General features: G+C 53.8%; 25 protein-coding genes and 1 pseudogene. 7 read left to right on the forward strand and 19 right to left on the reverse strand.

Annotated elements, in window-relative coordinates:
• Position 1 precedes the first annotated feature (1 nt).
• Positions 2-1,324, forward strand: a complete 1,323-nt coding sequence (locus NSMM_RS09300; RefSeq protein WP_143001907.1) for a hypothetical protein — start codon at positions 2-4, stop codon at positions 1,322-1,324.
• A 118-nt stretch (positions 1,325-1,442) separates the two neighbouring features.
• On the opposite strand, the gene mutM is transcribed toward NSMM_RS09300, so the two are convergent.
• From mutM to NSMM_RS09320, 4 genes are read right to left on the reverse strand one after another with little or no spacing between them, the layout of a single operon-like run.
• Positions 1,443-2,267, reverse strand: coding sequence for a bifunctional DNA-formamidopyrimidine glycosylase/DNA-(apurinic or apyrimidinic site) lyase (mutM, locus tag NSMM_RS09305; protein WP_090286840.1), 825 nt, complete (start codon positions 2,265-2,267; stop codon positions 1,443-1,445).
• A 17-nt stretch (positions 2,268-2,284) separates the two neighbouring features.
• Entirely contained in the window at positions 2,285-3,634 is a 1,350-nt protein-coding gene (locus tag NSMM_RS09310; protein WP_090286842.1) for a GldG family protein, read from the reverse strand.
• A 14-nt stretch (positions 3,635-3,648) separates the two neighbouring features.
• Complete coding sequence (locus NSMM_RS09315) at positions 3,649-4,383, reverse strand: ABC transporter permease (protein WP_090286844.1); 735 nt, start codon at positions 4,381-4,383, stop codon at positions 3,649-3,651.
• Positions 4,380-5,135, reverse strand: a complete 756-nt coding sequence (locus tag NSMM_RS09320; RefSeq protein ID WP_176753922.1) for an ABC transporter ATP-binding protein — start codon at positions 5,133-5,135, stop codon at positions 4,380-4,382. The genes NSMM_RS09315 and NSMM_RS09320 overlap by 4 nt, the downstream gene beginning before the upstream one ends.
• Before the next feature lie 263 nt (positions 5,136-5,398).
• On the opposite strand from NSMM_RS09320, the gene NSMM_RS09330 reads away from it, so the two are divergent.
• The 4 genes from NSMM_RS09330 (at position 5,399) to gph (ending at position 8,855) form a co-directional block, all read left to right on the forward strand.
• Entirely contained in the window at positions 5,399-6,079 is a 681-nt protein-coding gene (locus NSMM_RS09330) for an OmpA family protein (protein WP_090286850.1), read from the forward strand.
• A 78-nt stretch (positions 6,080-6,157) separates the two neighbouring features.
• Complete coding sequence (locus NSMM_RS09335; protein ID WP_090286852.1) at positions 6,158-7,474, forward strand: TRZ/ATZ family hydrolase; 1,317 nt, start codon at positions 6,158-6,160, stop codon at positions 7,472-7,474.
• 22 nt (positions 7,475-7,496) lie between these two features.
• Positions 7,497-8,204 carry a bifunctional 2-polyprenyl-6-hydroxyphenol methylase/3-demethylubiquinol 3-O-methyltransferase UbiG gene (gene ubiG, locus NSMM_RS09340; RefSeq protein ID WP_090286854.1) on the forward strand — a complete coding sequence of 236 codons (708 nt, stop codon included), beginning with the start codon at positions 7,497-7,499 and terminating at the stop codon, positions 8,202-8,204.
• A gap of 3 nt (positions 8,205-8,207) precedes the next feature.
• Positions 8,208-8,855, forward strand: coding sequence for a phosphoglycolate phosphatase (gph, locus tag NSMM_RS09345; RefSeq protein WP_090286855.1), 648 nt, complete (start codon positions 8,208-8,210; stop codon positions 8,853-8,855).
• A gap of 132 nt (positions 8,856-8,987) precedes the next feature.
• On the opposite strand, the pseudogene NSMM_RS16485 reads toward gph, so the two are convergent.
• The 15 genes and pseudogenes from NSMM_RS16485 to NSMM_RS15680 all read right to left on the reverse strand — a co-directional run.
• A pseudogene (locus NSMM_RS16485) lies at positions 8,988-9,471 on the reverse strand (DDE-type integrase/transposase/recombinase); the annotation flags it as partial.
• A gap of 138 nt (positions 9,472-9,609) precedes the next feature.
• Positions 9,610-11,991, reverse strand: a complete 2,382-nt coding sequence (locus tag NSMM_RS09350; RefSeq protein WP_218121063.1) for a TOTE conflict system archaeo-eukaryotic primase domain-containing protein — start codon at positions 11,989-11,991, stop codon at positions 9,610-9,612.
• Entirely contained in the window at positions 11,988-12,767 is a 780-nt protein-coding gene (locus NSMM_RS09355) for a M48 family metallopeptidase (RefSeq protein ID WP_218121064.1), read from the reverse strand. The genes NSMM_RS09350 and NSMM_RS09355 overlap by 4 nt, the downstream gene beginning before the upstream one ends.
• 184 nt (positions 12,768-12,951) lie before the next feature.
• Positions 12,952-13,509: a hypothetical protein gene (locus NSMM_RS16090; RefSeq protein WP_218121065.1), complete on the reverse strand. Its 558-nt coding sequence runs from the start codon at positions 13,507-13,509 to the stop codon at positions 12,952-12,954.
• Between the two features lie 177 nt (positions 13,510-13,686).
• Entirely contained in the window at positions 13,687-14,307 is a 621-nt protein-coding gene (locus NSMM_RS16095) for an ATP-binding protein (RefSeq protein ID WP_218121066.1), read from the reverse strand.
• On the reverse strand, positions 14,220-14,924 hold the full coding sequence (locus NSMM_RS16100; RefSeq protein ID WP_218121069.1) for an AlbA family DNA-binding domain-containing protein: 705 nt from the start codon (positions 14,922-14,924) through the stop codon (positions 14,220-14,222). The genes NSMM_RS16095 and NSMM_RS16100 overlap by 88 nt, the downstream gene beginning before the upstream one ends.
• Positions 14,925-14,988: 64 nt before the next feature.
• Positions 14,989-15,819 carry a hypothetical protein gene (locus NSMM_RS09370; RefSeq protein ID WP_090286860.1) on the reverse strand — a complete coding sequence of 277 codons (831 nt, stop codon included), beginning with the start codon at positions 15,817-15,819 and terminating at the stop codon, positions 14,989-14,991.
• A complete protein-coding gene (locus NSMM_RS09375; protein ID WP_090286862.1) occupies positions 15,819-17,612 on the reverse strand; it encodes an ATP-dependent nuclease in 1,794 nt (597 codons plus the stop codon). Before NSMM_RS09375 ends, NSMM_RS09370 begins: the two co-directional genes overlap by 1 nt.
• Positions 17,613-17,655: 43 nt before the next feature.
• On the reverse strand, positions 17,656-20,367 hold the full coding sequence (locus NSMM_RS09380; RefSeq protein ID WP_090286864.1) for a DEAD/DEAH box helicase: 2,712 nt from the start codon (positions 20,365-20,367) through the stop codon (positions 17,656-17,658).
• Positions 20,364-20,672, reverse strand: a complete 309-nt coding sequence (locus NSMM_RS09385; RefSeq protein ID WP_218121067.1) for a type II toxin-antitoxin system RelE/ParE family toxin — start codon at positions 20,670-20,672, stop codon at positions 20,364-20,366. Before NSMM_RS09385 ends, NSMM_RS09380 begins: the two co-directional genes overlap by 4 nt.
• Positions 20,672-20,878 carry an addiction module protein gene (locus tag NSMM_RS09390; protein ID WP_090286866.1) on the reverse strand — a complete coding sequence of 69 codons (207 nt, stop codon included), beginning with the start codon at positions 20,876-20,878 and terminating at the stop codon, positions 20,672-20,674. Before NSMM_RS09390 ends, NSMM_RS09385 begins: the two co-directional genes overlap by 1 nt.
• A 143-nt stretch (positions 20,879-21,021) precedes the next feature.
• Positions 21,022-22,635 (reverse strand): site-specific DNA-methyltransferase, encoded by a 1,614-nt coding sequence (locus NSMM_RS09395; protein WP_090286868.1) that lies wholly within the window; start codon positions 22,633-22,635, stop codon positions 21,022-21,024.
• A gap of 14 nt (positions 22,636-22,649) precedes the next feature.
• Positions 22,650-22,868: a helix-turn-helix domain-containing protein gene (locus NSMM_RS09400; RefSeq protein WP_090286870.1), complete on the reverse strand. Its 219-nt coding sequence runs from the start codon at positions 22,866-22,868 to the stop codon at positions 22,650-22,652.
• 268 nt (positions 22,869-23,136) lie between these two features.
• Positions 23,137-24,186 carry a Fic family protein gene (locus NSMM_RS09405; protein ID WP_090286872.1) on the reverse strand — a complete coding sequence of 350 codons (1,050 nt, stop codon included), beginning with the start codon at positions 24,184-24,186 and terminating at the stop codon, positions 23,137-23,139.
• A 98-nt stretch (positions 24,187-24,284) separates the two neighbouring features.
• A complete protein-coding gene (locus tag NSMM_RS15680) occupies positions 24,285-24,500 on the reverse strand; it encodes a hypothetical protein (RefSeq protein WP_176753924.1) in 216 nt (71 codons plus the stop codon).
• A gap of 620 nt (positions 24,501-25,120) precedes the next feature.
• On the opposite strand from NSMM_RS15680, the gene NSMM_RS09420 reads away from it, so the two are divergent.
• Positions 25,121-25,462: a helix-turn-helix domain-containing protein gene (locus tag NSMM_RS09420; protein WP_176753925.1), complete on the forward strand. Its 342-nt coding sequence runs from the start codon at positions 25,121-25,123 to the stop codon at positions 25,460-25,462.
• The gene (locus tag NSMM_RS09425; RefSeq protein ID WP_090286878.1) at positions 25,459-26,727 is read left to right on the forward strand and encodes a type II toxin-antitoxin system HipA family toxin; all 1,269 of its coding nucleotides are present in this window, start codon (positions 25,459-25,461) and stop codon (positions 26,725-26,727) included. The genes NSMM_RS09420 and NSMM_RS09425 overlap by 4 nt, the downstream gene beginning before the upstream one ends.
• Positions 26,728-26,778 lie beyond the last annotated feature (51 nt).

Here is a 26,778-nt window from a genome sequence, read left to right on the forward strand (position 1 = left end):
CGTGCATACACCGTTCTTAAGAAAGCTGGTAGCGACAGCAAGCCTGTTAGCTTTGATTCCGGCACAAGCTGGAGTGTTCATGTTCAGCGACCAGTCTGCGAATATCATTACTCACCCGACTGGTTACAGTGGAAGAGGCGGTGAGCTCTCCGTCTCGGTTGGTGTAGTCTCACCCGAAATGGCAATCCCTACGCTCAATGCCATCAATACCTGGAATAACCTGAAGCCAATACTTGGCAATATTATCAAGACCAACCATAACGTACCGAATGATCAATTTGACTTTGAATCGGTGTTACTGCATGAATTAGGACATTGCATTGGCCTTAACCACCCCACTCTGTCTTCAGAGTCGGGCTTGAGCGGGCCCGACCGGAACTACACCAAAACCATGCGGGGTGCGAATAATATGCTTGATTTGCATCCCGGACTCGATGGCGTCATTGGATCCAATGATGATCAGCGTAATGATGATGTCAATCTCTTCTGGTTCCATCGGGAAAGCAACAATCCTTTCGCCAATCCGCCGACGGTAGATAGCACCACGTACAGTCGGGATCTGCACGACCTGCCTCCCGGCCATTTATTTGCAGCCAATGCAAACCTGGAAACCGCTCGACTGCTAGGTTTCCAGAATTCAGAGGCCATCATGCAGCAAGGTATCTCGGCGGGCGAAACCCACCGGGCGCTGAGCATGGACGACACCACGACCCTGCGCTTGGCTATGAGCGGTTTCGATAGAGAGGCTGGAACAAATGATGATTACACACTTGCACTCGAATTTGCCGGTGTAACCGATACCGCCGATATTGTCGTCAGCTTCAATTCAACTGGCTTTTCCTCTTGTGAAATCAACGCCACCGAATCAAAGCCCGGCCACTTTGTCGTCAGAAAAGCCAATATTTATTTCAATGACAATATTAAATGGTTTTTCAATACGGTATCCAATGCTCAACCAAATCTCACAATTACCGCCAATAATGCCAGAGGTAGCGTATCGGTATCGCAAAATGATCAGCTGTTGATCGATATTTCGCTGTTGCCAGGCGTTCATGAACAAACTCCAGCCGATTACTGGTTACGCGCCGAAACGCCAGTAGGACGGTATTGGCTAAACGATCAACTGGAATTTGTTCGATCAGATCTGTCGATTCGTGCCTACGGCGGATCGCTAGTTTCACTTGACCGCTTTTCTGTGTTCAATAACCTGGCAAACGGACTGCCGCTGGGAGAATACAGGTTAACGTTCGCGGTTGACGATAATCAAGATGTAATATTTGATGGTAACTTTGCCGACACTATCACCATCAACATCACTCCCTAAGGCTATATCGTACCTGTCGGAAACCCTGCTAATACCCAAAGCAAGCGGATGAATCCGGTGCGAGAATCATGGTTGACGTCAATCCGGATCTGGTAAATGATTGACCAAGGATGTCGATTCAGCCAGATTGGGGCTGACATTCAGGACAGAAATAGGTTGCACGCTGGCCTTGTACGATTTTTTGAATACCTGCGCCACACCGCAGGCAGGGTTGATTGGTCCGGGCATAAACCTGATAGTATTGCTGAAAATAACCGGGACGGCCTGCGCTGTCGGTGAAATCACGCAGACTGCTACCACCAGCGGTGATCGCGCTGGTCAGCGTCAGCTTAATGGCGTCAGCCAATCGATTACATTGTTGTCGGTCAAGCTGACCGGCGGCGCATAATGGGGATACACCAGCTTGAAAAAGGGCTTCATTGGCATAGATGTTGCCGACACCAACGACAATATGCTGATTCATCACCGCCTGTTTGATGCTGATGCCGCGCTTGCGGGTTCCATGGAACAACACATCCGTATTGAAATAATCACTCAGTGGCTCCGGACCTAACCGCTTGAGCAACGGGTGCTGCGAAATATCTTCCTGCCACCATAGCACCGCACCAAAACGACGTGGATCACGCAGACGCAGGATATTGCCGTTGGTAAGTTGCAGTTCGAAATGATCGTGCACCTGGGGTGGCAGATCGACCGACAGAACCCGCAAGCTGCCGGACATGCCCAGGTGAATGATCAACGTACCGGTACTGCAATTGAGTAACAGATATTTAGCGCGCCGCGTAACTGACTGGATTTGCTGCCCGGGCAGAGACGATGAGATTTCAGGTGCAATCGGCCAACGCAGTGCGGCATTACGTACTGTTACCGCGTTGATATGTTGTCCGGTGAGATGTGCGGCGATCCCACGTCGAGTAATCTCGACTTCAGGTAACTCGGGCATGCTTCAGAAATACCGTATTACCGGCGTTTGCGTCGCCAGTTGATCAGCATTCCACTTACCAGAAATAGCAGCGGCACTCCGACCAACACTACGATTGTAATGAAATTTAATTCAGACTGACTTAATACCAGGCGATGATCAATGGTGGCTCGTGGTTGAATAGTAATCAGACGTTCATCACCCGCCAGCCAGTTAACTATATTGACACCCAGATCAAGGTTACCACCATTCCCCAGGTAAGTATTCGCCAAAAAATAGCCGCTGCCCACCACGACTACCCGTTGCTCTCGGTCATCCACAACGCGGTTCAAGGCGACAGCAACACTGAATGGCCCCTTGGCATCCTTTTCTGCATTGAACGTAGGCTCATCCGTAATTATGCCGGTCTCGGCCCATCCTTCTGAGGCAACCTCGACCAGCACGCTACGTTGCCATTGAGAGTTATCTTCCAAGATCAATGGACGCGCAAAGGGAAACACGGTAATAAAATCAAACTGCCGGGTCACCGCATGTGGCTGATAGCCAACCCCAAGAGCAAATGTAAGCGGGGCATTAAGCTGTTTTGCCTGCGGATCGACAATCACGCCTGGGGCAAAACCGATTCCCAATGCCTCGGCAAGTGGCTGCAGACCGTATAACTCTTCGCCGCCATCTACCAACCACAGCAGATTTCCGCCTTTGTCCAGATAATCGGTCAACTGGTCGACCTCACCGGCAAGCAACTCAATCTGTGGTGACGCAATAACCAGAATATCGCTATTCTCTTGCGTTAACCCGTCATCCATCAGACTATAAGGCCTTGCCGCAAAACCGATAGCAGAAAGTTTCCTGCCAAAATCACCCAAATCACGATTGGCAATGCCATCGAGCTTGCGCTCGCCATGACCGGATAGCATGCTTAATTGCTTGATCTGCGGGCGAGCCAGGCGCATCAGCAGATTGGTGAATGCCTGTTCGTTGATCGATGTGAGTCGCGCCTCTCGCCCCTCATAATGCACGACCAGCTCGCCATTCAGCTTGACACCCGCGGCCTGCGCTTGCTGGGGATACTCTGTCGGATCGACGAAAGACACATTGATATCCGGCTTGAAACGTTGATAATTACTGATAAATCCGCTGATGATGCTGCGAATGTCTCCAAGCCTGGGATCCTGCCTAGTGGCATAAACGGTGACCTCAACCGGTCCGCCGAGTGCTTGCAGGGTATCGATACTGGCTTGACTAAGGCTATTACGACCATTTTGGCTAATATCCCAATGAATGCGTTGCTGAGTCGCCCAATAGCCGGCCAAACCGATAAAGACAAGCAATAAAACCAGCTGCCAGCCCTTACGCCATTGTCGCCGCCTGTTGTTGTCCAGTTTCATATCAAACTCGCTCGTTAGCGTATGTTTGCCAACCTGGATACTGTCAATGTCAGAAAAATAACCATGAAAAATATCATGAAAATGACGCTGAAAGAATCAATAATTCCCAAGTTGAAGTGCTCATAATGCCGGAATGGAGAAAAATCATGGATGACGCTTTCAGCATCAAGCGATACGATATCAATCATCCAGAAACAAAGCAGCACGCCGAAACTGCCAAGCGCTGCAATGGCGGGATGTGCGGTCAGGCTGGATATATACAGGCCGAGCGAAGCGAAACAGCCTGCCAGTAAAATCAGTCCAATGACATTACTGAATAACAAGCCAAAATCCAGCGTGCCACCCATCAGCAGGAAAAATGACAGAACAACAATCAATAGCGGTATTGTGAGCAGAAACAGCAGTAGCGCAAAAAACTTGGCCATCACGATTGCAAATCCGGAAACCGGAGCACTCAACAGCATCACCAATGTCTGATTGCGTTTCTCCTCAGCCAGCAAGCGCATACTCATGATAGGCGTCACCATCAGCAGAATAATCGATGCCACTGAAAAAACCGGCGCGACAATTATCTCTGTGATACCAGGCGGATTGGCAAGTTGCATCAACTGCGGCTGAATTTCAAGAAAAGTATCGAGCCGTCCTAGAAAAACCCAGGCTAACACTAATTGTGTTAATGCCAGAAACGACCATACCAAGGACGAAGCCAATAACAATCGCAATTCCTTGCGGATCATCACTAACATCATGACAACCCCGTGGCGGCTGTGTCTGATTGCGTCAATTGCTGGAAGATACTATCAAGTTTCTGATCTTGCTGCCTGAGACTATCGATCCTGGCATCCAGCATGGTTTTACCTTGATGCAGTATATGTACGCGATTACAGATATTCTCGACTTCCGACAAAACATGTGTTGAGAAAATGATGGCGTGATTTTGTTGCAGCATCAGTAACAATTGACGTATTTTCTGTATCTGATTTGGATCAAGCCCCGCAGTTGGCTCATCCAGAATGATCACTTCCGGCTGGTGAATAATTGCCTGCGCAATCCCGACACGCTGCTGAAAGCCCTTCGATAACACACCAATAATTTTTTTACCAACGCTCGCCAACTCGCAGTTATTTTTTGAGGTTTCCACCGCCTCTGCCAGCAACCTTTGCGGAATACCATGCAGTTCTGCAGCAAATCGCAAATATTCATCCACAGTAAGTTCTTTATATAGCGGTGGAATTTCTGGCAGGTAACCAATGTGCTGTTTTGCAGCAAGCGGATCAGCCAGTAAATCTATCCCGCAAATTTGTATATCCCCATTAGCCGGAAGCAGGTTACCCGTTAACATGCGTAGAACCGTACTTTTACCTGCGCCATTTGGCCCAAGAAAACCCAGAATGTCCCCTCGGTTCAATTGCAGATAAACATCACTGACAGCGACACTCGCGCCAAATGAATAACTCAGATTACTTGCGGAAACTGCTGGATTAAGATTATTCTGCTTCACAACATCAATACTCTTTTATCTGCGTAAAATAGCACAATGTAACAATCAATTTTTTCCAACCTGAAATATGCCACAGTGTGCCAAAAACACAACACTTGCGTTTGACAAAAATGAATGGATCAAACCATAATCCGCACCAGTGATGCTTATAAAAATGTTTTGCAGATACAGATACGATTAAGGGACGAATCATGTCAACCCCCAGCTTCAGGGTGAAGATATGATGGTTGAAGAAAGGTTTTTATTCATAAAGGAACAATAGCATGAAAAATATTATGTTAACAAAGAAATATCTGATCAGCGCTACCGTCATTCCAGTACTGTTTTCCAGTGTGGCACTGGCGCACTCTCATATTGGCGTAACTGACAGACAAGGTTTTGCTCAAGCTGAAAAAACGGAGGCATACGCCGTTGATGATAATGGTGCCGTTGCAAGAAATTCAACAGGGTTGTGCTGGCGCACCGGTTACTGGACGCCAGCGATGGCAATTTATGAATGTGATCCAGATCTCGTTAAATTGCCTGAAAAAATTGTAGAAGCGCCCGCACCAATACCAGTAACCGAACCAGAAAAAGTCTCTTTCTCTGCCGACGCTTTGTTTGATTTTGATAAAGCAGTACTAAAATCAGAAGGTCAACAAGCCTTGGATAGTTTTGCCAGTAATCTCCAGGGTGTCAATTACGATCTGATCATTGCGGTTGGTTATACAGACCGCATTGGTTCCGAAACCTACAATAAAAAGCTTTCCGTCAGACGTGCCGAAGCAGTCAAAAGCTACTTGGTTTCGCGCGGAATCAACCCTGACCAAATATTTACTGATGGAAAGGGTGAGGCAAACCCTGTTACTGGAGACACCTGCAAAGGTACCCGTGCAACTCGTGATCTGATCAATTGTTTAGCACCTGATCGCCGTGTTGAAATAGAAGTGGCCGGAACCAGATAATACATTTGATACTTCAATAGCTAAACTAAAGAGCCCTGCCTTTGTGTGGGGCTTTTTAGTTTTGGGTACGATAGTTTTATGGATAAACGTAACGTTGACACGTTGCTCGAAGCGCGCTGGATCATTCCAGTAGAAGTAGAAGGCACTCTGGCAGAACATGCCATAGCAATCAATAATGGCCTGATTGAAGCTATCTTGCCGATCAGCGAGGCTAATTCTCGATATTACTCATCTAATCATATAAAACTCGATAACCATGCCATCATACCCGGCCTGATAAACTTGCATACCCATGCCGCCATGACACTCATGCGTGGAGTGGCAGATGATCTGCCGCTGATGGCCTGGCTCAAAAACTATATCTGGCCAGCAGAATCCAGGCATGTCGATACTTGTTTTGTGCGAGATGGAACCATGTTGGCCTGTGCGGAAATGCTCAAGGGTGGTATCACCTGTTTTAACGATATGTATTTTTTTCCACAGGCAGCCGCTGATGTTGTTCTGGAATGTGGTATCAGGGCAGGGATCGGGGTAGTCGTCATCGATATGCCCAGCGCTTATGCGAGTGATGTCGATGACTATATAGACAAAGGGTTGGCGATTCGGGATCATTGCCTGCAACAACCCTTACTCACCTTTTGCCTAGCGCCACATGCACCCTATTCCGTTAATGATCAGACGCTTACAAAAATCATGATCCTGGCAGAGCAGTTGCAGCTACCTGTTCACATACATCTACATGAAACTAAGGATGAAATTAAAAATAGCCTGGCAGAAAATGGCGTTCGCCCATTAATGCGACTGCATAAACTTGGCCTTGTCAGTCCCAACTTGATCGCAGCACACATGATCCATCTGACCGACACCGAAATAGAACTATTCCATGAATATGGCGGGCATATAGCACATTGCCCAACATCCAATCTCAAGCTCGCCAGTGGTATCGCGCCTGTTGAAAAATTACTGCAAAAGGGAATAAACATTGGCATTGGAACCGATAGTGCGGCTAGCAACAATCGTCTCGATATGTTTGCAGAAATGCGCTTGACTGCTCTCCTGGCGAAAGGATATAGCGACAACGCCGAGGCAGTTCCTGCCCGTCAGGCCTTACGCATGGCGACATTAAATGGCGCCAGGGCAATGGGCCTGGATCAGATCACAGGCAGCCTCTCGCCTGGCAAAGCTGCTGACATTACTGCGGTTGATTTTTCGTCATCATCACTGTCCCCCTGCTTTGATCCAATCTCTCATCTCGTCTATGTGGCAGGACGTGAACAGGTCAGCCATGTTTGGGTTAATGGGCGACTGTTGCTCAATGAAGGAGAACTTGTTACGCTCGACGAAGCGGATATCATGCAACAGGCCAGGCGCTGGCAACACCGGCTCGTCAGTTGAATTTTCAGGAAAAGTAAAACATATGAAAGAAAATAATGAAATTAACGCAGATCCAATGGAATTGGAAAAATTCAGCCAGCTGGCTCACCGCTGGTGGGATCCACAAAGCGAATTTAAACCGCTGCATGAAATCAATCCCCTTCGTTTGGACTATATTGACGAAATCGCGCACATCAAAGGAAAAATAACCATAGATGTCGGATGCGGCGGCGGCATTCTGTCTGAAGCGATGGCAGCCAGAGGTGCCATCGTAACGGGAATCGATCTCAGCGATAAAGCACTAAAGGTAGCAGAACTACATTTGCTCGAAAGTGGTCATCATGTAGATTATCGAAAAATAACTGTGGAATCGATGGCAATCGAAAATCCACACCAGTACGATGTCGTCACCTGCATGGAAATGTTGGAGCATGTTCCTAACCCGGCCAGTATAATTCAATCCTGCGCACGGCTTGCCAAACCCAACGGGTGGGTATTCTTTTCTACGCTAAACCGCAACCCCAAGTCTTACCTGTACGCAATCATCGGCGCAGAATACATCCTCAACCTACTGCCACGTGGCACACATGAATACGCAAGATTCATCAAACCAGCCGAGTTGGCTCGCATGGCACGCAACGCCGGACTGACCGACGCAAAAATAATTGGCATGACCTACAATCCTATTACCAAAATTTATGCCTTGGAAAATGATACCAGCGTCAACTACATTATGGCATTTCGTGCCTGATCAATGATTCACGCCGTTTTATTCGATCTGGATGGAACCCTTGCTGACACAGCTCCCGATCTTGGTTATGCGTTAAACCAGCAACTTGCGTTGCATGGGAAGCAGCCTATTTCACTGGAGCAAATACGCGTTGAAGCATCAAATGGCGCAAGAGGATTACTCAAGCTCGGTTTTGGGGTTACACATACTGATAGAAAATATGAAACAATGCGCGAAGAATTCCTTGCTATTTACGCCGAAAATTTATGCAAAGAAACACAACTTTTTCCCGGCATAACAGAAATCCTATCTGAGCTGGAAGCAAGAACAATTTGCTGGGGAATCGTAACCAACAAACCATCACGATTTACCTTGCCTCTTTTGCAAATGCTCGGGCTGAAACAACGTGCCGCCGTCATTGTAAGTGGTGACGATACTAATTACAGCAAACCTCACCCGGAGCCGCTTCTGACCGCATGCCGCAAGATCAATATCTCACCCCAAAACTGCCTTTATCTTGGCGATGATTTACGTGATGTAGAAGCAAGCCGCGCCGCAGGCATTATGCCAATTATTGCCGGTTATGGTTACTCTGGCAGTCACAGCCAACCAGATACATGGGGTGCAGATGGCATAATCAATCACCCCGGAAATTTACTTGATTATATTTAGATAGACAGATTCAACTTTGTAGTGCAGCCTTTGCCAGGAAGCTTACAGGCAAGCTGAGGTAGTATCGGAACTACTTAGTATCTTCCAAAAAACTGAATCGCCCCGGTTTTCCCGGAGACTTTTTCGTTTGAGTCAGACCGCATCAGCTAACTTCTCCAGCTGGAAATAATATGTCATCTCAAATTCAGGCGACGGAATATTTCCAACTGGTTCCAGTAGCCGGCAATTGTTGAACCAGCCAACCTACTCCAAGGTAACAAATTCCACTTCACTAATACTGCGCCATGGGCCGCGATGCCAAATAACCACTGTTTTGTATAATCCATTAATTGTCTCAGTCAGCGCATTATCGTAAGAATCGCCAATACTGCCAACAGAAGCTTCAATATCGGCTTCTGCCTGGTGTTCTGTATAGCGAATCGACGGATATTGACTGCTATGATCGCCTGTGATGGATTAACCCGTTGCTTTCCCGCCGCGCCCATAATGCCTGTTCCAGTGCATTGAGTACCAGATCTGTATGCAATGACCGGTTGACACGTTAGCCAACAATACACCGTGCAAAAACATCGACAATAAAAGCCACATAAACAAATCCCGCCCAGGTCGCTACAAATTGCCGATTAACTTTAGGCTCAATTCGCGTTAAGTAAGGACAGAACGAACTCCGAGAGCACTGAAGGTCGGAACCTCGCGTGGCGCGGGCTGTTGTGGGTAATGGCGAAACTCCAGACGGTCTCTGGAGAATTTGTCGTCATTTCGCAGGACCATCGGAACCGACCCTGTACCCCATCGCCCGATAGCCACGCTGCCGCCTGTCCCACATCCGAAGCAGTGCCGGGTGGCCGGTGTCCACGAAATCGATGATCCGGACGTCGGTCTTGCTGACGTGTTCCCGGTGCAAGCGTCCGGCGTACTGCTGCAGGGTGCCCTTCCACGAAACTGGCATGGCCAGCACCAGCGTGTCGAGCGGCGGGTGATCGAAACCCTCGCCGACCAGCTTGCCGGTCGACAGCAGGACGCGCGGCGCATCGGGCGGCAGCGTATCCAGGTCAGCCACCAGCGCCGCTCGCTGCTTCCTGGGCATTCGACCGTGCAATACGAACGGTGCCGGTCGCAAGCTGTCGAGCTCCACCTTGATTGCATCGAGGTGTTCCGTGCGTTCGGTCAGGACCAGCACCTTGCGTCCCTGCTCGAATGCGTCACACACCTCGGCGGCAATGGCTTGCGTTCTGGCCTGATCATTGGCGAGATGCCGAAACACGTCCTGTATGCTTGCATCGGTCGACAGATCGATCCGGTTGGAGCGTGATCGCGGTACTACCTCCAGATCGTGAGGCGCACCGGCAGGCTTGGTTGCCGTGTGCCGAATCGCCCCGCACTGCATGAAGATGATCGGCTGCTGACCATCGCGACGGATGGGCGTAGCCGTCAGGCCCAGTACATACTTGGCCTTGGTCCGCTTCAGGATGGCATCAAACGACACAGCGCCAACGTGGTGGCACTCGTCCACGATCACCTGACCATAATTCTCGACCAGCGGATTGACCTCACCCTGCCGGGAGACGGACTGCATCACTGCAACGTCAATCTTGCCGGTGGGTTTGGCCTTGCCACCGCCGATGGTACCGACCACACCTTTGCCCACGCTCAGAAATGCCTGCAAGCGTTCCTGCCATTGCTTGAGTAGTTCGGTGCGGTGCACCAGCACCAGGGTGTTCACTCCCCGGCGCGCGATCATTGCGGCGGCAGTGACCGTTTTGCCAAAGGCCGTCGGCGCGCACAGCACGCCGGTGTCGTGATGCAGCATTCCGGCAACTGCGGCCTCCTGATCCAGACGCAAAGTGCCGACGAAGGAGGCATCGATGGGTTCACCGCCGAAGCGCTCGTCGCGCAGATCACAGGCGATGTCGTTGTCCCGCAGTAGATCCAGTGCGGCATCGAGGCAACCGCGAGGCAAGGCGATGTGCTGCGGAAAGTTCTCCGCATTGCCGATGACGCGCGGCTTGTCCCAAACGGACATCCGCATCGCCTGCGCCTTGTAAAACTCGGGGTTCTGAAAGGCAGCCAGGCGAATAAGACGGTTGGCCAGAGCCTGCGGTAGCTGTGCCTTTTCGAAGTAGATCTGGTTTGCCAGTGTCACGGTCAGCGATTCGGGACAAGGTTCGGCCAGCTTCTTGACCGACGTGCTCTCCCGCTTCCAGGGGGTGACCAGGTCCTCATCGTCAATGAAGTTAACATCCAGCGGATGCACGCCGCCCGTGGCCCGCAGGATGGTCGGCTCGATATCGTATGCTGCCATTGGCTGGATGGACGCGAGGAATCCCCACTGATCTGGATACGGTCGCAGTTCAGCATCAACGAACACGCTGCAGCCGCTTTCGCGCGGCCACTTCTGCAGCGGCAAGGCGATCAGGTTGCCGAAGCCGCCCTTGGACATCGTGTCCTGGTTCGGGAACAGCCGGTCGTAGGATTCCAGCTTCAGTTGCCGGGTGCGCGAGCAGGTATGGCTGATGATCGCCGTGCCCAAGCGACGGGCATCGCGGGCGGCAACGCGTCTGGCGAAGAACACCCATGCATGCGCGCCATTCCCGGACCGAGAGATTTCCAATGCCGCCGGAACACCCAGTTCTTCGCAGGACTGCATGAAGGCTCGCGCGTCGTCACACCAGTCGGCCTCGTCAAAATCGACAGCCAGAAAATAGCAGGTATCATCCTCCAGTAGCGGATAGACGCCAACTGTGTGCTCACCGGCCAGATGGCCGTAGATCACCGCATCCGACAGCGGGATCAGCAGACGATTGCTGCAATCGCCGCACTTGATGCGCGGCTTCTCGCAGACGCCGGCACGCCACTCGTTGGCGCAGGCTGGGGCGTAACCCGACTTGCCCGAAGTTTTGCCTTCCCAGCGGACTGGATAAACATCCGTGCGCCCGCGAAACAGTCGCCGGAACAGGACCACCTTTTCAGCGGTGGACAATCGAGAAGATTCCGGCTCTCGCGCCACAAGTACGGTTGGCTGCGGCGGCTGCCACTCGATATTGTGGGCTTCGAGCAGCGCAATCAGACGGGCGTTTTCGGCCCGGAGGGCGGCAATCTCCGGACGCGGACCATCATGATCGTCACCGGAAATCACCGCACCAAACCTACCCCGCGTTGTGCCCAAGTGGGCACGGCCTTCCCAGCATCGCGCATCCGGCCGCGCAGCGAATCTGCTGCAGGCTCGAAATGCCGCAAATGCATCCAGAACCGCTTCGAGTGATTGAGCTCAAGCAGATGGCAAAGCTCGTGCCAGATCACGTACTGCACCAGATCACGAGGAAGAAACAGCAGCTTGCAATTGAGGCTGATACGCCCTGTGGTCGAACAACTCCCCCAGCGCGTGCGCTGGTTTTTGATGACAACGTCCGTATAACGCAGGCCAGCAGGTTCGGCAAGATTTGCCAGCCACGGTGACAAAGTCATGGTGGCGTGGCTGGCCAGCCAGCGCCGCAATGCAGCGTGACAGGCGTCGACATCGTCGACCGCGCCCGCCACAACGATGCGGCCTGGCTGATCGACTCGCGCACCCACTGTACGGCTGCGCGTTGGCTTGTATTCCACTCGCCAGGATTCGGCTAGCGCCGCCAGGTCGAATGCCTGGGGTCGAGCGGCAGACTCGGTGGTGATCAAATGGCGCACGGCATCGAAGCCGGCAATTCGCTTTCCGATCCAATCTGCCTTCGCCGCCACCAAGGCAAGCAACTTCTGGCGATCCAGGTTCGGGGGCACCACGACCACCATGCCGTCACGGGCACTGAGCTTCAGACGCAGCGAACGTGACTTGAGTGAAATCTGGATCGCGTAGTCGATGATTCGCCCATCAGGCAAGACCAATTCGACGCGGTCAGCACCTTCACGCACCGTCGTCACCAATCGCCGCTGACGCGCCGGGCTTGTAGTGGCGCCGTTTCAAGATCTGCACCAGGCTACCGACGAGAACCGGGTGACAATCATGACCAACAAGCCGCGCGCTTCCAGTCGGTTCTTTCTCAGGAACGCCTGCCACTGCGCCAGTATCCACAGATCAAAATAATCCTTCATACACTTGAAGCAGTCAGCCACGGTATGTGGCGACGTTGGTTACTCGCACGGTCACGCCATCAATCTGGTGCGCTTCAATCCCATCGATCAGCGCGGTAGCTGAGAAGCGCGCGATGCGCGGCGGCGAGTAATCCATCCTCGGCGCACGGGCTTTGTTGGAGATGGCGAGCCAGACCTCGAACGGTGCCTGCATGGCGTGATCCAGAATGGTTTGATGAGAACTTTCCATGCCCCATGATCTTGCACTACGTCGGTAGTTGTCAATATCTACCAACAAAACACAACGCAGGCCGTTTCCTTTGCCACCCGATGCTGCAATCCAACCGCTTGATTCGCTCGAGCATAACCCATTGATATGTAATAGTACAATCGCGCACCTTGCGGACTTCGAACCTGTTTCAGAGAGCGCGGAATGGCCAAGAGAGAATGGAACGTGGCCCGGAACGACCACTTTGAGTGACTGGAGAAGTCTGCAGGCGTTCGCGGGAACCAGCGCGATCGGGCAAGAAAAACTCCAACCGGGAACGGTTGAGGTTTCGATATTGGTGGCGGTCAGTTGACCACGTGCCAACTGCCCTCCCGAGCTTATGAGTACTGGCGCGGATTGCTGCGGGTTGAGAGTAGCCTCCGACAATTTCAACCCGCACTGATGCCAGGATGGGTCTCCAACCAGCGTTGTCCGAGGGCAGTCCGACGATAGCGCTGATTACTGCTGTTGGGCTTGTCGGGAAGGACCATTTCCATGGCGTCAAACAACTGCTGGCGTAACATCTCCCCGACCAAGGCGCCCAGCAAGCTGTTGGACTTGCGCGGTAGGTGTAATTTCTCCTCCAGCCTGCAGATGGCAGGGTAAGCGGATCACGAACGAAAGCTGGTCATCATCCGATTCAAACAACGGCGCGGGCGAGCCGTTGGCAGCCATCACCTTGTGGATTTTCGGCATGCTCGTCGAACGACCTTCCGTCAGATCCAACTCCTTCAGGAACTCGCCAATCCGTCGGTTGCGGTAGCGACGGCTGACCGCACGCCCAGCCTGAAGGTCTTCCAGCCGGAGGGATCGATCCGGGCCGGGAAAGCTCAAGATGACCAGTTTTTCGTTGCTGATGCGCACCTCAATGGGCTCGCGCTCTTCGTAGGAGCGGTGATAGACCGCGTTGACCAAGGCTTCTTCGATGGCGGCGTAGGGGAAGTTCCAGACCCGCGTCGCTTCGGCGCGGTCCGGGTGCTTAATGACTGTCTCGCGCAGGTAGTTGCGCTGGATGTAGCTCAAGGTCTCACGCGTCATCCGTGCCAGCGGGCCCTTGAAAATATTTTCTTCGAAACGATCACCGCTCGCGCCTTCGGGAAACCAGACCACATCAATCTGCATGCCCGGGAAGAACCGCTCCGGTGCTTCATTGAAAAAAAAACAGCCCCACGTTCTTGGGCCACGGAGATTCGGTGGGGCCGCTCGCAACATTCATCTGCCGCCAGCGCACTGTACACCTCCTGCAAAAAGGCCTGCATCAACGGCTTGGATAGATCATCGATCCGTGCCGACTGGTTGTATCGATCATCGAACGGCACCCTGGCCGCCAGGCTCAGTAACTCCTGCTCGGTCTCGCCCTTGGCCTCGACCGTGCTGCTGTAACGCCGGATGTAGTAACGCCACGTTTTCTTGTTGGCGGTAACCGCTTCCGGTGCTTTGTAGGGCCGGTTCTGACCATTCGGCGCCCATAGCACGGTCAGCTTGCGACCCTCGACTTCCTCAAGGCTCAATACCGGGAAATACGGCGGCCGGATCAACTGGCAGGCGGCCAGTAATTTCTGTTGAATCTTGTCGAACTGGTTGTCAGCCAGCCCCACGGGCGGAAACACGGGCTGGCCATTCACGTCGCAATCCTGCTCGATCACCACATAACCGCCGCCGAGGTTTTCAAAATCGTTGGCGAAAGCGCACAGGGTACGGATGATGACATCGGGGTTCCAACCGGTTTTGTATTCGATGCGTTCACCTTCGACAGTGCGCTAACGTAGCAGATCGTTGAGGTTGATGGGGAGTTTGGTCATATCAGGGCCACCTACGCTTACGCATGACGTATTGCTTGTTAGCCCAAGCAAACTGGAAGAAATCCTTCATATCTGGCACATCGGGCATACCTGACCGGCCAGCTGGGCTAGCTTTCCAGGCACTGTCACACAGTGAATCGATCACTTCGCGCAGTGCAGAGACCAATGTCACCAGCGCATAGATGGCGTGCCGAGCCGCCGAATCCAGTTCCGACGCGCGAGTGAACAAGCGAGCGACACCCATCTGCTGTTGATTCATATCACTGATCAGGCTGGCAGCGGCGTTACCGAAAGCTTCGGATACCAGCTGTCCGTTCAACTCAGCACGTTTGCGCTGACTCGGCGTGGCGTGCTCGCTCATAATCCGATTGGCAATCTCGCCCCACTTCACGACGGGGTCAGCCATCGCCTGGTGCTTGTGGCCTGTCAGTTTGTTGATGTTGGAATAGCGCCCGCCCGGATGTGCGAAATCATCGAGAAATTCCAGGATGGCGATTGGCAATGAATCCGGCTGAAACGCATCCAGCGCGGTCACACCGCGCGTGGCGCAAATCGCCTTGGCGCTATCGAAGAGTGCGCGGAGTTTGTGGCCGTAATCCTCAACGGTCTTGCTGTCTGGTGGAGCCAGTTGGTTCCGCGCCATGTAATCGAGGATCAAGACCAGTTTCAGCGTCCGCTCGAAACCAATCGATAACTCGAAGAAAGCCGAATAGAAAAGCCCTTTCTTGTCGCCTAGGTTGGCACGCCGCAGCGCAGTCAGGCCATTGCACTGGCAGGCTTGGGCCAGAAGCCCCTCTTCCTTTAAAAGAAACCAAGTGGCACTGAAAACCATCAACCCGCCCTCCCTTGATTCAGGAAAGCGGGAAGTGGACTGCCTACGAGCACATCATTAGCTTCAATATTGCTGCTCAGCGCCAGTGCCTCGCAGAATTTGGCCTTCAGCGCCGTGAGTTTGTCGGCTGCCAGACCACCTGATTCAAGCTCACGGAGGACTTGCACTGGCTTTTGGTCATTGCGTCCTGGCAATGCCTTACCAAGAAAGGACTCCATATGTGTCGGGATGAACACTGCTGGCGCAACGCGATGCTGCCCAGTCTGATTGCGCAGCATCGTGTTGACCGCCTTGTGGTGCTGTTTGTCCTGATCGTCGTCAAGCATCAGACCATAGGGGATGCCGAACTGCTCTAGCAGCGCGGTGTAGCGATGGAAGTTGAACTTGCCCATCACATCGACCACGGCAATACGATGGCAGGTGAGTTCGTGCCAGTCCCGTGCCAGTAGCCAGCCGAACAGCGCTTTTTCCGTGGCTCCCTCGACCAGCAGCACGCGATCGGCAAAGAACATCGCGGCGCGTTCAGAATCCAACCATAACTGATAACGAAAGCGTTCTTCCTGCGTGGCGATTTCCGCATCGGGTTGCGCCGCTTTCAGGAGGTAGCGAGCATCTTTCTTTTGCTCATCCCGAATTGCGGGGTCATTCACAAAGCCTTCAAGACACTTCTTGAACGCCAATCCTTCCGCAAAAACATCCTTGGCGACTGCCTTGCCGATCTGCCCCAAGGCTGTGATTCCGCCTTCGCGCCGCGCCCGAACAATTTGGCAAAGATCATCGGCCACCTTGCCAACAAAAATCGGCGAGTGACTGGTGATGACAACCTGCTGCCCAGCTCCCGCACCTAGGCGGCGCAGGTGAAAAGCCATGTTTTCCTGCTGGGCTGGATGCAAAAAGGCTTCTGGCTCCTCAAACAGAATCAGCGTGAAGTCAGGATCAAACTCCTTCTTGTCACTCGTCTTGATGTCCGCAAACGAGGGGGCGAGTTTGATTAGTTCGTACAAAAATGAGCGCTGGAACCCATGGCCGTAGCGATCAAGTGCAAATGCGGCATCGCCCAACATGGCATCGGCAAAGGTGTGCTTGACCAGATTTTTGGTGATGTCATCCGGCGATACTGCATTGACCGACATATCAAAGCGCACACCCCAGTGGCCAATGGCTTCGTTGATCGGTTTAGATATTTTTGCCAGAAAACCATCGTCGCCACGGGCTTCATCATTGAGCTTGCCGAACGCGTCCTCCACAGCCTTGTAGGCGACGCTTTCCGACACCACACGCTTGAGCATGAAATTAAGCATGTCGCGCAGTGGTGACGGGCCTGAGGTTTTCATTTGGTCGGCAGCAGTCGTTTGCGCGGGGATGTAGATTACGCGTCCGACCTTGGCGGTGCTGATGTTCTTGGCGCCGTAAAAATAGGTGTCTTCGGGCTCACCTTTGACCAGACCGTAGATATTGCTCTGATTAGCCTTGACGCGATCCTTGGAGACAAAGTAGCGCCGCACGATCAGGGTCTGGTCGGTCACGCCTTCCTTGTACTTGTCTGCCAAGCTTGCCCATTCTGCATCGGTCAACACAAATGCCAACTCGACCCAAGTCTCGTCAGAACTCTTGCCCACCTTGGGCGCGTCCTCGGCGGACCATTTCACGTCCTCGTAAAATGACCGCAGCGCCGCCAGTACATTGCTTTTGCCCGCGTTATTGGCGCCAACAATCATGGTGTAATCGTGCACCTCGATATCGGCATCAATGATCGAGCGAAAATTGTGGACATGCAGGCGGCGTAATTTCATCAGACGCTCTAAATTTGGATTTTTGGGGTACTGGTATTCGGTTTCACTTCAGCTTCTCCTCAACCCAATCCCAACGCTTGTCCTTGACCATCACGAACCGGCAGCGGCCATCCGACAGGTTGGCCCACAGGCCACCGATCAGGCGGTCATCCTCAGCTCCGCTCCAGCGATCTGCGCCCTTGTACTCAACCGCGAGAATCGGCCCCGGCTGGCCTGCCGAACCGGGCAACCGGCAAAGGAAGTCCGGGTAGAAGCGGCCATCGGCCTTCTGCAGGAAGAACGAACTGCCCTCCCGCCGAACCAGGTTGCGCACCCAGAACTGGATGCGGCCCTGCTGCGCCCACATATCCAACTGGCAGGCGCATTCGAACTCTTCGTTGCTGTCGAGGTCGCCCATGCGCCCATAGAAGTGCTTGCGGAAATCGAAGTGTCCGAAGCGCCCGTCGTAATCACGGCTCGGCGCATAGGCCTGGGCGTGAAACTCGAAGGCGTATTGATCGGTCACCGCCACGCGCGTGGCCGCATCGTCACCGAATAGCGCCTGCTGGAACGCCTTACCGACCGCCTGCTTGCGCAGTTCACGAATGCGTGCCTCGACCAGATTGCGGATCAGAAACTTCTGCAGGTTGGCGCGCGCCAGCGTGAATCCTTCCCGGCGCAGCAAGTCGGTAAGCCACGCGGCAACAAATGCCTGTTTGCTGGCGTGGGCCAACGACTGCTCGGGAAGGTTGCGACACAGCCAGGTGACGAGGCGAATCTCGTCCCAGTTTTCCGGTTGATACACTAGCCCCAAATCCCGTTGCAGATCGGGCAGGAAGCGCGACACCACGTGACCGCCCTCGTCGATGTCGATCTCGCCACCCTCCGACACCTTAAGTGCTGCACCCAACGTCGTCAGATCATCGGCCGTTGGCGCGGCATCGTAGGACGAGAGGTCCCACGGATATTCCAGCACCTCCGGGTCATCAAACAGCACCAAGTCACCTTGTTGGCCCTGCACACGCAATGCCAACTGCGGCACGCGGAACCGCTCACCCAGTTCGGCGGGCGTCTGGAAGAATTCAATCGCCGTGGTGCGGCTAACTTCGGCCGCTTCCACAATCGCCGCCGCAGCAATTTCTGAGGTGACCGATGCCTTGAGCACTTCGGCTTCCTCTTCCGTGAGCGGCGTGCTGATCGTCAGCGTATTGAGCTTGCCATCCCAACTGACCTTGTCACGCACCGGTTTCGGCACACTCTTCAGGTCGGGCTTTTCGGATAACGTAATCGCTACGGGCCGAACGACCACGCGCCCGGCGTGACCTTCGAGGTCCAGCCGTGCCTGCTCAGGCAGCGCGGCAGTAACGAACTCCGTGACTTCGCGCCGCTCAAATCCGGCTCCGGCCACTAAGCGGTCCCGCAGTGCGCCTGCCGTTTCGGCAAAATTGCGCGACACCACAAAGGCATAGGATTGATTCAATGCGCGGGCACTGCGATGGCTGGCGCCAGGCTGCCGTAACACACGCCCGAGCAACTGCTCCACCGCCGTGGCCGATGACAACGAGGCCATGCTGACCAGAATGTAAGCAAACGGGCAGTCCCAGCCCTCGGCCAGCGCCCTCTGGGTGATGACGAACTTCACCGGGCAGACCGGGTCGGCAATGCTCAGCTTGTAGTCGGCATCAATCTGCTCTAGCCCCTTTTCCTCGCCCGTGGCCACCACGATTTCGCTGGCGGGAATGCCGTGGTTGGTAATCAGCTCGTTCTTTACGCGCTCGAAGTCCAGCGTATCGACGCCTGCGCGGCGCGGTTCCGACTGAATCAGCACCAGTGGACGCAGGTACGCAGCCCCCGCCCGGCGATCCTCATCGGCCAGCTTGTGCAGAGCATCGCGTCGGCCAATGGCGTCGGCCAAGCACTGCTGCCAGTTGGGTTCAGTTTGCAACACCACTGGCAGCTTGATCATCTCTTCCGCCTTCAACTCGGAGGCGGATACGCTGTGCAGCACGTTGCTCGGCGTACGCTCCAAGTCGGGCGTGGCGGTCAGCTCCATTACGCCGCTGGGGCGGAAACGCGCCAGCATGTCGAAGGCCAGTTCGGTGCGGCTGTTGTGCGCTTCATCGACAACCACGAACGGGCGGCGCAGGCGCAGCACGTTGGCCAGCGAATACGGCATGGTGCGCTCGCTTTCCTCACCATCGGTCAGCAACTCGTCGCGCTGCGTTGGCGATAGATTGTCAAAGTGGTGCATCAGTGCGCCGCTGGACTGATACACCTTGCGGCACTCTTCCTCTTCCACCTGGAACGCCTGCCGTGTGGCGACAATCACCGTGGTCGAGGTATCCAGCGTGGCGCGGGTCACACTCTTGGCTTCTTCAAGATCCAACACCGTGATGGGGCCCGACTCGCGCAGTGCGGCGTGGTAGGGGTGGCTGCGATCCTTCAGCGCCTTCATCGTCTGCTCACGGATTGGCTTGCTCGGCACCAGCCACAGAATCACGCTGTGTTCGCATCGCAGCAGGTAGGTGTTGGCGAGCTGGATGCTTTTTGCCGCCAGCCAGGTCTTGCCACCGCCGGTGGGCACGCGCAGGCAAAAGTACGGCATATCGGCCGGGAAGCTCGACAGCGGGTTGTACGGGTTGCCGCGCCCCCACAGACGTTCCGTGGTGGCGGTGAAGGCAATCGAAGGTGATGGCAGTTCGTGGCAAGCCTTGAAGTAGACTTCCACACTGTCGAGCACTTGCGACTGGTAGGTTTTGGGGGTGAAGCTCGTCACGATGGTTCCCGATCAATCCAGTAATCCGGGGCGCGGTGCATGTGGGCCACGGCAATAATGAAAAGACAATCCGGCTCAACCGAATACAGCAGCTTGTACGGAAATCGGCTCAGAATCATGCGCCGGATATCCCCGCGCTCGACCGGTGCCGCTAACGGCCAGTGGCGCATGCGCTGCAAGGCCTGGCGTACTTCCGTGCGAAAACGTGCCCCCAAGCCGGGAACCTGCCTTTCGTAATACGCTTCGCCGTCCTCGAATTCCGCCTTGGCCTGCGGGGAAAAATCGATGCGCATCACCTCGCGCATTACAATTCGCCGACCACGTCGCTGGCCGGAATACCCTGCATTCGGCCAGTGCGATAGGCCGCAAGTCGTCGCTCTGCCTCCTCGATCCAGACGCGGTCAAGCTCCGGATCCGGACGGTCGAGACTATGCAAAAGCTCGTCAATCAGCTCAAATCGTTCGGCAGGGTCTAGCTCCATAGCCGAATCAATCAGTGTCTTTGTATCCATTTGTGCACCTCTTTTATCAATCAACTCCAGATTATTACTACACGCAGTCGCCAACAAACTACGCGCCCTTCGGTCAGCCACACCAGTGCATTCCACGAACCACGCAAATCTTTGTCACGGCAAAGCTCAAAAGAGTTCTTCACTCACACCTCCAGCGCGTAAGGCGTTTGCTTGAAGGTGATGCCCTCGCGTGCGGCGCGGGCGCCCATGCGGTTGGCAGCGGCGTAAATCACTTTCGGGCCAGCGAACTTGGGCAGCACATCGAACACCGGGCCGGTGAGCACATTGCCACCACCCACGGACTTGTCCTTGAGGATGCCGTTGTAGAGCAGGTAGATAGCGCGGCCTTCGTGGATGCCCAGCAGGGGAGAGTCGGTCGTACCGGTAAAGCCCGTACCGGTTTCGGCAAACCAGACGAACTCGGCCAGTTGAGCAAATGTGACATCAGAGCGAATCTGTCCCTTGGCTGTAAACAGCGGCTCAGCAGACAGACGGCAGAACTGGAAGCTGCCGCCAAGGCCTTCGACAGTTTGCCCTTTAGCGTTGATGTAGCCGGTAATGGCGCGCTTGGCGCGTCCCGCCGTGATGGCGCTTGCCACTTCGGGGATCATTTCGACCTGGATGAACCGGCGATTGCCGCCATCCTCGATGTTCTGCTTGAGCACGGCATGCCCGGTCGTGCCCGAACCGGCAAAGCTGTCGAGGACGATGGAATCCTTGTCGGTAGCAATCTGCAGGATGCGCTGAATGAGACGGGTAGGCTTCGGCGTGATAAAAACGTCGTCGGAGGTATCAAAGTCGACCAACTCGAGCAGTTCTTTTTTCGCCTCCTGAGTGTGCCCGACATCTTTGTAGAACCACATCGTCTGCGGCACCACACCATCCTTCACGTCCGAAAGATAGCGTTTGAGGCGAGGCATATTGTTCCCAGACTCACCCCACCGAATGCGCCCCTCTTGATTCAGTCGGTCGAAATTGGCTTTTGATACTCGCCAGTACATTCCTTTTCCTGGGCCGGGTATGACTCGCCCAGACGGACATGTAACGGGGTAGGTCCCTTCAGAGTAGTAATTGCGCGCCTGTAAGTCCCCCGAGGTCCATGGGCCGCGCGGATCGTTATCGTCGTTTTTGTAACGCGCCTTCGCATCGTCCCCCCTTGGCAAGAGATTTGGCTTCCACTTATCTGCGTTCGACGCGTAAACCACTACGTAATCGTGGTCCTCGGAGAGATGACGCGCTGAGTTCTTCGGCGAGAAAATCTTCTGCCACAGCACGGTCGCCACGAAATTCTTCACCCCAAATATCTCGTCCATCAGCAACCGTAACGTCGCTACTTCGTTGTCGTCGATGGAAACGAAGATCGCGCCATCCTCGCGCAGAAACTGCTTCAGCAGTACCAGGCGCGGGTACATCATCGACAGCCAGCGGTCGTGCCGGTCCAGCGTCTCGCCTTCCTTGCCGACCACCTCGCCCAGCCAGCGGCGAATCTCCGGGCTGTTGACGTTGTCGTTGTAGACCCAGCCCTCGTTGCCGGTGTTGTAGGGCGGGTCAATGTAGATGCACTTCACCTGGCCCGCATAGCGCGGCAGCAGCGCCTTGAGCGCGTGCAGGTTGTCGCCCTGCACGATGAGGTTGCCGCTGTCCTTGCCTTGCGCCGGGCCGCAGGACAGCTCCGGCACCGGCTCCAGCAGGCGGAACGGCACTTCCTTGTGGTGCTTGACGACGGCTTCTTTGCCGATCCAGTTCAGTGTTGGCATTGACGCCCATCCCCTCAAGCTTTGTGCGATGGCGTCTGGCCATCGCTACGTTGTTCTTCATCGGCACCGCCCGCGCGCACCCATTCATCGACCTCAGACAACTGAAATTTCCATAGCCGACCGATCTTGTGCGCGGGCAGGCCCTTGCGTTCGCGCCAGCGGTAAACGGTGTCCTTCACGACACCCAGATGCCGGGCGACATCGATTGCAGTAACCCAAGGTTCGGCACTCATGGCATTGGCGCTCAAGGAGGTCTCAAAATCGTTTTAAGTCGTCATCAGTCTACCAGACGGCCGCATCTGCAGCCACCTTGAAATACCCGGGATTGCCTGATCGAAATTGAACGAAACGGCCTTCGCGCAGCAGGGTGATCAGAGTAAGTGCTGGCTTCACCACCTCATTCTTGACGGCGGTTAGCCCGATAGCTTGGCTTCCAGATCGTTCAGGCCGCGCGGTGCGGACGCCGGTTCAATTCCCAAAACCGGAATTGAACTGACTACGTTACTTCAGCCCGTACCACACACCGCGTCCGCTGCCGTGCTGCTCCAGGTGATTGCGTTCGGTCAGGTTGCGGAAGTGCTGCTTGAGGGTATTGCGGCTGGCTCCGGTCAGTTTGATGGCATCCATCATCGTGACGCGCCCGTGCTCTCGTGCGAATTCCACGATCTGCAGTGACAATTCCGGCAGCGCGGCCAGCACGATCTTTTCACGTTCGACCTTCTTCTCCAGACGTCGAACCTGCTCGGCCAGCGAGCGCAAGAAGAACACCAGCCATGGCTGCCAGTTGGGCGCCTCCGTGCGGATGGTGCCTTGCGTCTGACGCAGGGCCAGGTAATAGGCTTCCTTGTTCAGCTCGATCACACTTTCCAGCGAGCTGTACGGCACATAGGCGTAACCGGCCTGGATCAGCAGTAAGGTCGTCAGAGCCCGGCTCAAACGCCCGTTGCCATCCTGAAAGGGGTGAATTTCCAGAAACACCACGACGAAGATCGCGATGATCAACAAGGGGTGCAGGTGCCCCTTCTCTCGCTCATCGTTCACCCACGACGCCAATTCGGTCATCAGCCGTGGCGTGTCAAACGGCGTGGCGGTCTCAAAGACGATGCCGATCTGAGTCCCGCTTTCATCGAAGGCGGCGACGTTGTTTGAATTAGTCTTGTACTGTCCCCGGTGGCGCGCGTCCTTTTCGCTGTGGCGCAGCAGGATCTGGTGCAGTTGCTTGATGTAGTTCTCGCTGAACGGGATGTCCTGCCACAAGCTGAACACCAGATCCATCAGCCCAGCGTAACCGGCCACTTCCTGCTCGTCGCGGGTGTCGAAGGACTGGATGGCAAGGTTGGAGAGCAGGCGCTCCACCTCGCGGTCAGTCAGCTTGCTGCCCTCGATGCGGGTGGACGAGCCGATGCTTTCGATGGTCGCCATCCGCCTCAGCGCCGAAAGACGCTCAGGCGCGAGCGTTCCCAAGGCCCGCCATGCGCCTTTGAATTCGTCGATCCTGGCAATCAGGCTCAGGATCTCGGGTGTGATCTGGAGGGTGTCTGAACGTAGCATGCAACCAATACTACACCCATTAACACCCATTTTGAAGCCGAGTGGCCCTGGAATGGGTGTTAATGGGTGATTTTCTGGTTTGCTCTGAATCGAACGCGTTACGCTTCGGCTTCGTCAAGGTCGTAGTAGCTATCGTCGATACCAGCGCCAATGTCGAGCTCCATGTCGTTCATGAGGCAGACACGCACAACACCTTTGACCAGGATGCTGTCGCCACTGAAAGGCTTGCCGGGGTCTTGATCCATACCGACATTGCCTTCGACCGGGATTTCCCAAAACTTGCGGCAATCCTGCAGACCCGAGATGCCACTCACCCGGGATGTCCGGCTCATCGTGAACGGGTAGCCCGCTTCAAGGGCGGGTCGCCTGAGTAAAGGCAGTTTTCCTGGCGAATAAACAGCCGGAAACCCGCGCCAAACCCTTGCTCGAAAACGTCCTAAATAGCTTGCAACAATTCCAATGACGAGCGTTCATGGCCTCCCACAAACAACAACGAAATGGAAGTATTGCATATGAACCAGCGGCAGCTGGCCAACCGATAAGGAGCCAGTGAGGCTTGCCTCGAGCGCTGGCGGTCTGAGGGTGTTGGCCCTCAATTCCTGAAACTTCGCGGCCGAGTACTGTATCGTCAAGTCGTCATTGAAGCCTTTGAGGAACGCTGTCTCAGGCAGTCTACCAGCAGCCCCGAAGGCCAGCGGCAGATCCGGTTCTGTGTCCTCCGTGTAGGGGCGCACCGGGGCTAGGCAGCAAGGCTTCGCTGGTTGATTGACTGATCAACAAAGAGAGCTAAGCAGTCAACAAAGGCAACATATACGTTGCTTTTTATACTTACGGTGTGGCGAACCCCTTAAAAGCAACTAATAAGTTGCCTCTGGAAATAAAAGAAACTAATATATTGCTTTAAACTGTAAAAGCAACATATATGTTTACTATGATGAATTCTTTACTCCACCAGATAAAACAGCGGCGACTGACACTCGGCCTCAAGCAGAACGACATGATGTTGCGTGTAGGCGTATCTCGTCAGCAATATCAGCGCCTGGAATCCAAAGGAAACCCCAGGCTAGGCACCTTGGAGTTGATCGCGAAGGGCTTGAATAGCGAACTTATGCTCATACCAAAGGAAAAGCTTGGCGCTGTTATGGCGCTGCTTGAACAGGAGAGTTCCGAGCCAGGCACGATTCATGTGTCTCAGGCGAAAAAACCTTCAAAGGAAGATACAAAGAAAAGTCTCTCAGATGATCCATGGCAGGGTTTGCTGGGGGATGAATCATGAGCGATAACCGTGTCGATGAAATAAACGTACTCAAGTTGAGCCTGCACGACAGGCTGGTCGGCTATTTGGCTGGCTATCAAGGCGGTAGAAATGTGCTGAACTTTGCCGAGGAATTTAAGAGTGATGCAAGCCGCCCTACCTTTAGTTTGATTACTCACCCAGCATTCCCTCGTTCTAAAAAAATAATGGCGGAACCGTGGGCAAGAAACCAGAGATTGCACCCTGCATTGTCCAATTTACTTCCGGAGGGATCCTTGCGGGAGTTGATTGCGCAAGGGCTTAAAGTTCATGTCGACAACGAGTTCCATATTCTCTCATATTTAGGTGCTGACCTACCTGGCGCCTTGGTGGTTGAGCCGATGGAACCAGACGATGTTCCAGATAGTGTTCTTAATACTCACGGCAAAGCTCGAGCAATAAAGTTTGACAAAGTATCACCGGAAAACAAATTTTCGTTGGCCGGCGTTCAGATGAAATTTTCTATGAAGGAAAAGGACGGACGCTACAATCTTTCTAAAGGTGATGTCTTGGGCGATTGGATTGTAAAAACCCCTTCCACCAAGCATAAAGATGTGCCGGTAAACGAATACACCGCAATGAAACTTGCGGAATTAGTTGGAGTCGAGATTCCAGAAATTAAGCTGGTTGAGTTGAATAAACTCGACAATCTTCCTCAGATAAACTTGCCCGATGAAAAGCTAGCCTTCGCAATCAAACGCTTTGATCGCAATGATGATGTGCGTATCCATATGGAAGACTTTGCCCAGGTACTGGTTAAGTATGCCCATGAAAAATACAACTCGGCAAGCTACAAGCAAATCGGCCGTATTATTTACGGTTATTCTGGTAATGGTTTGGCCGATGCACAACAATTCGCCAGGAGATTGCTAGTTAACATTCTTCTCGCCAATGGTGATGCGCATCTAAAGAATTGGAGTTTGATTTATTCAGATAAAATCACGCCAAGGCTTTCACCAGCATACGATATTCTTACCACGAGCGTATATATCGACGGTGAACGGTATTTCGCGCTTAATTTAGGAAAGACTAAAGAGTGGTATGACGTCTCTTTGGCAAATTTTCAGTCATGGGCTGATCATGCCGAGATTCCATGGAGCGTAATTAAACCTCACCTGGATGATGTTATGGACAAGGCTCGAAATCTTTGGCGAGAGGCAATCAAAGATCTCCCAATGAATGAGGCGCACAAGCAGAAACTGAAGGACCATTGGAGTAATTTACACGAGGACTTTCGAATCAAATAGAGTTTGACCGCTGCTTCGACCACAGCCGTGGCGGGTCCACCGCAAGGTCAA

The organism is Nitrosomonas mobilis (assembly GCF_900103035.1).
Classification (GTDB): Bacteria; Pseudomonadota; Gammaproteobacteria; order Burkholderiales; family Nitrosomonadaceae; genus Nitrosomonas; species Nitrosomonas mobilis.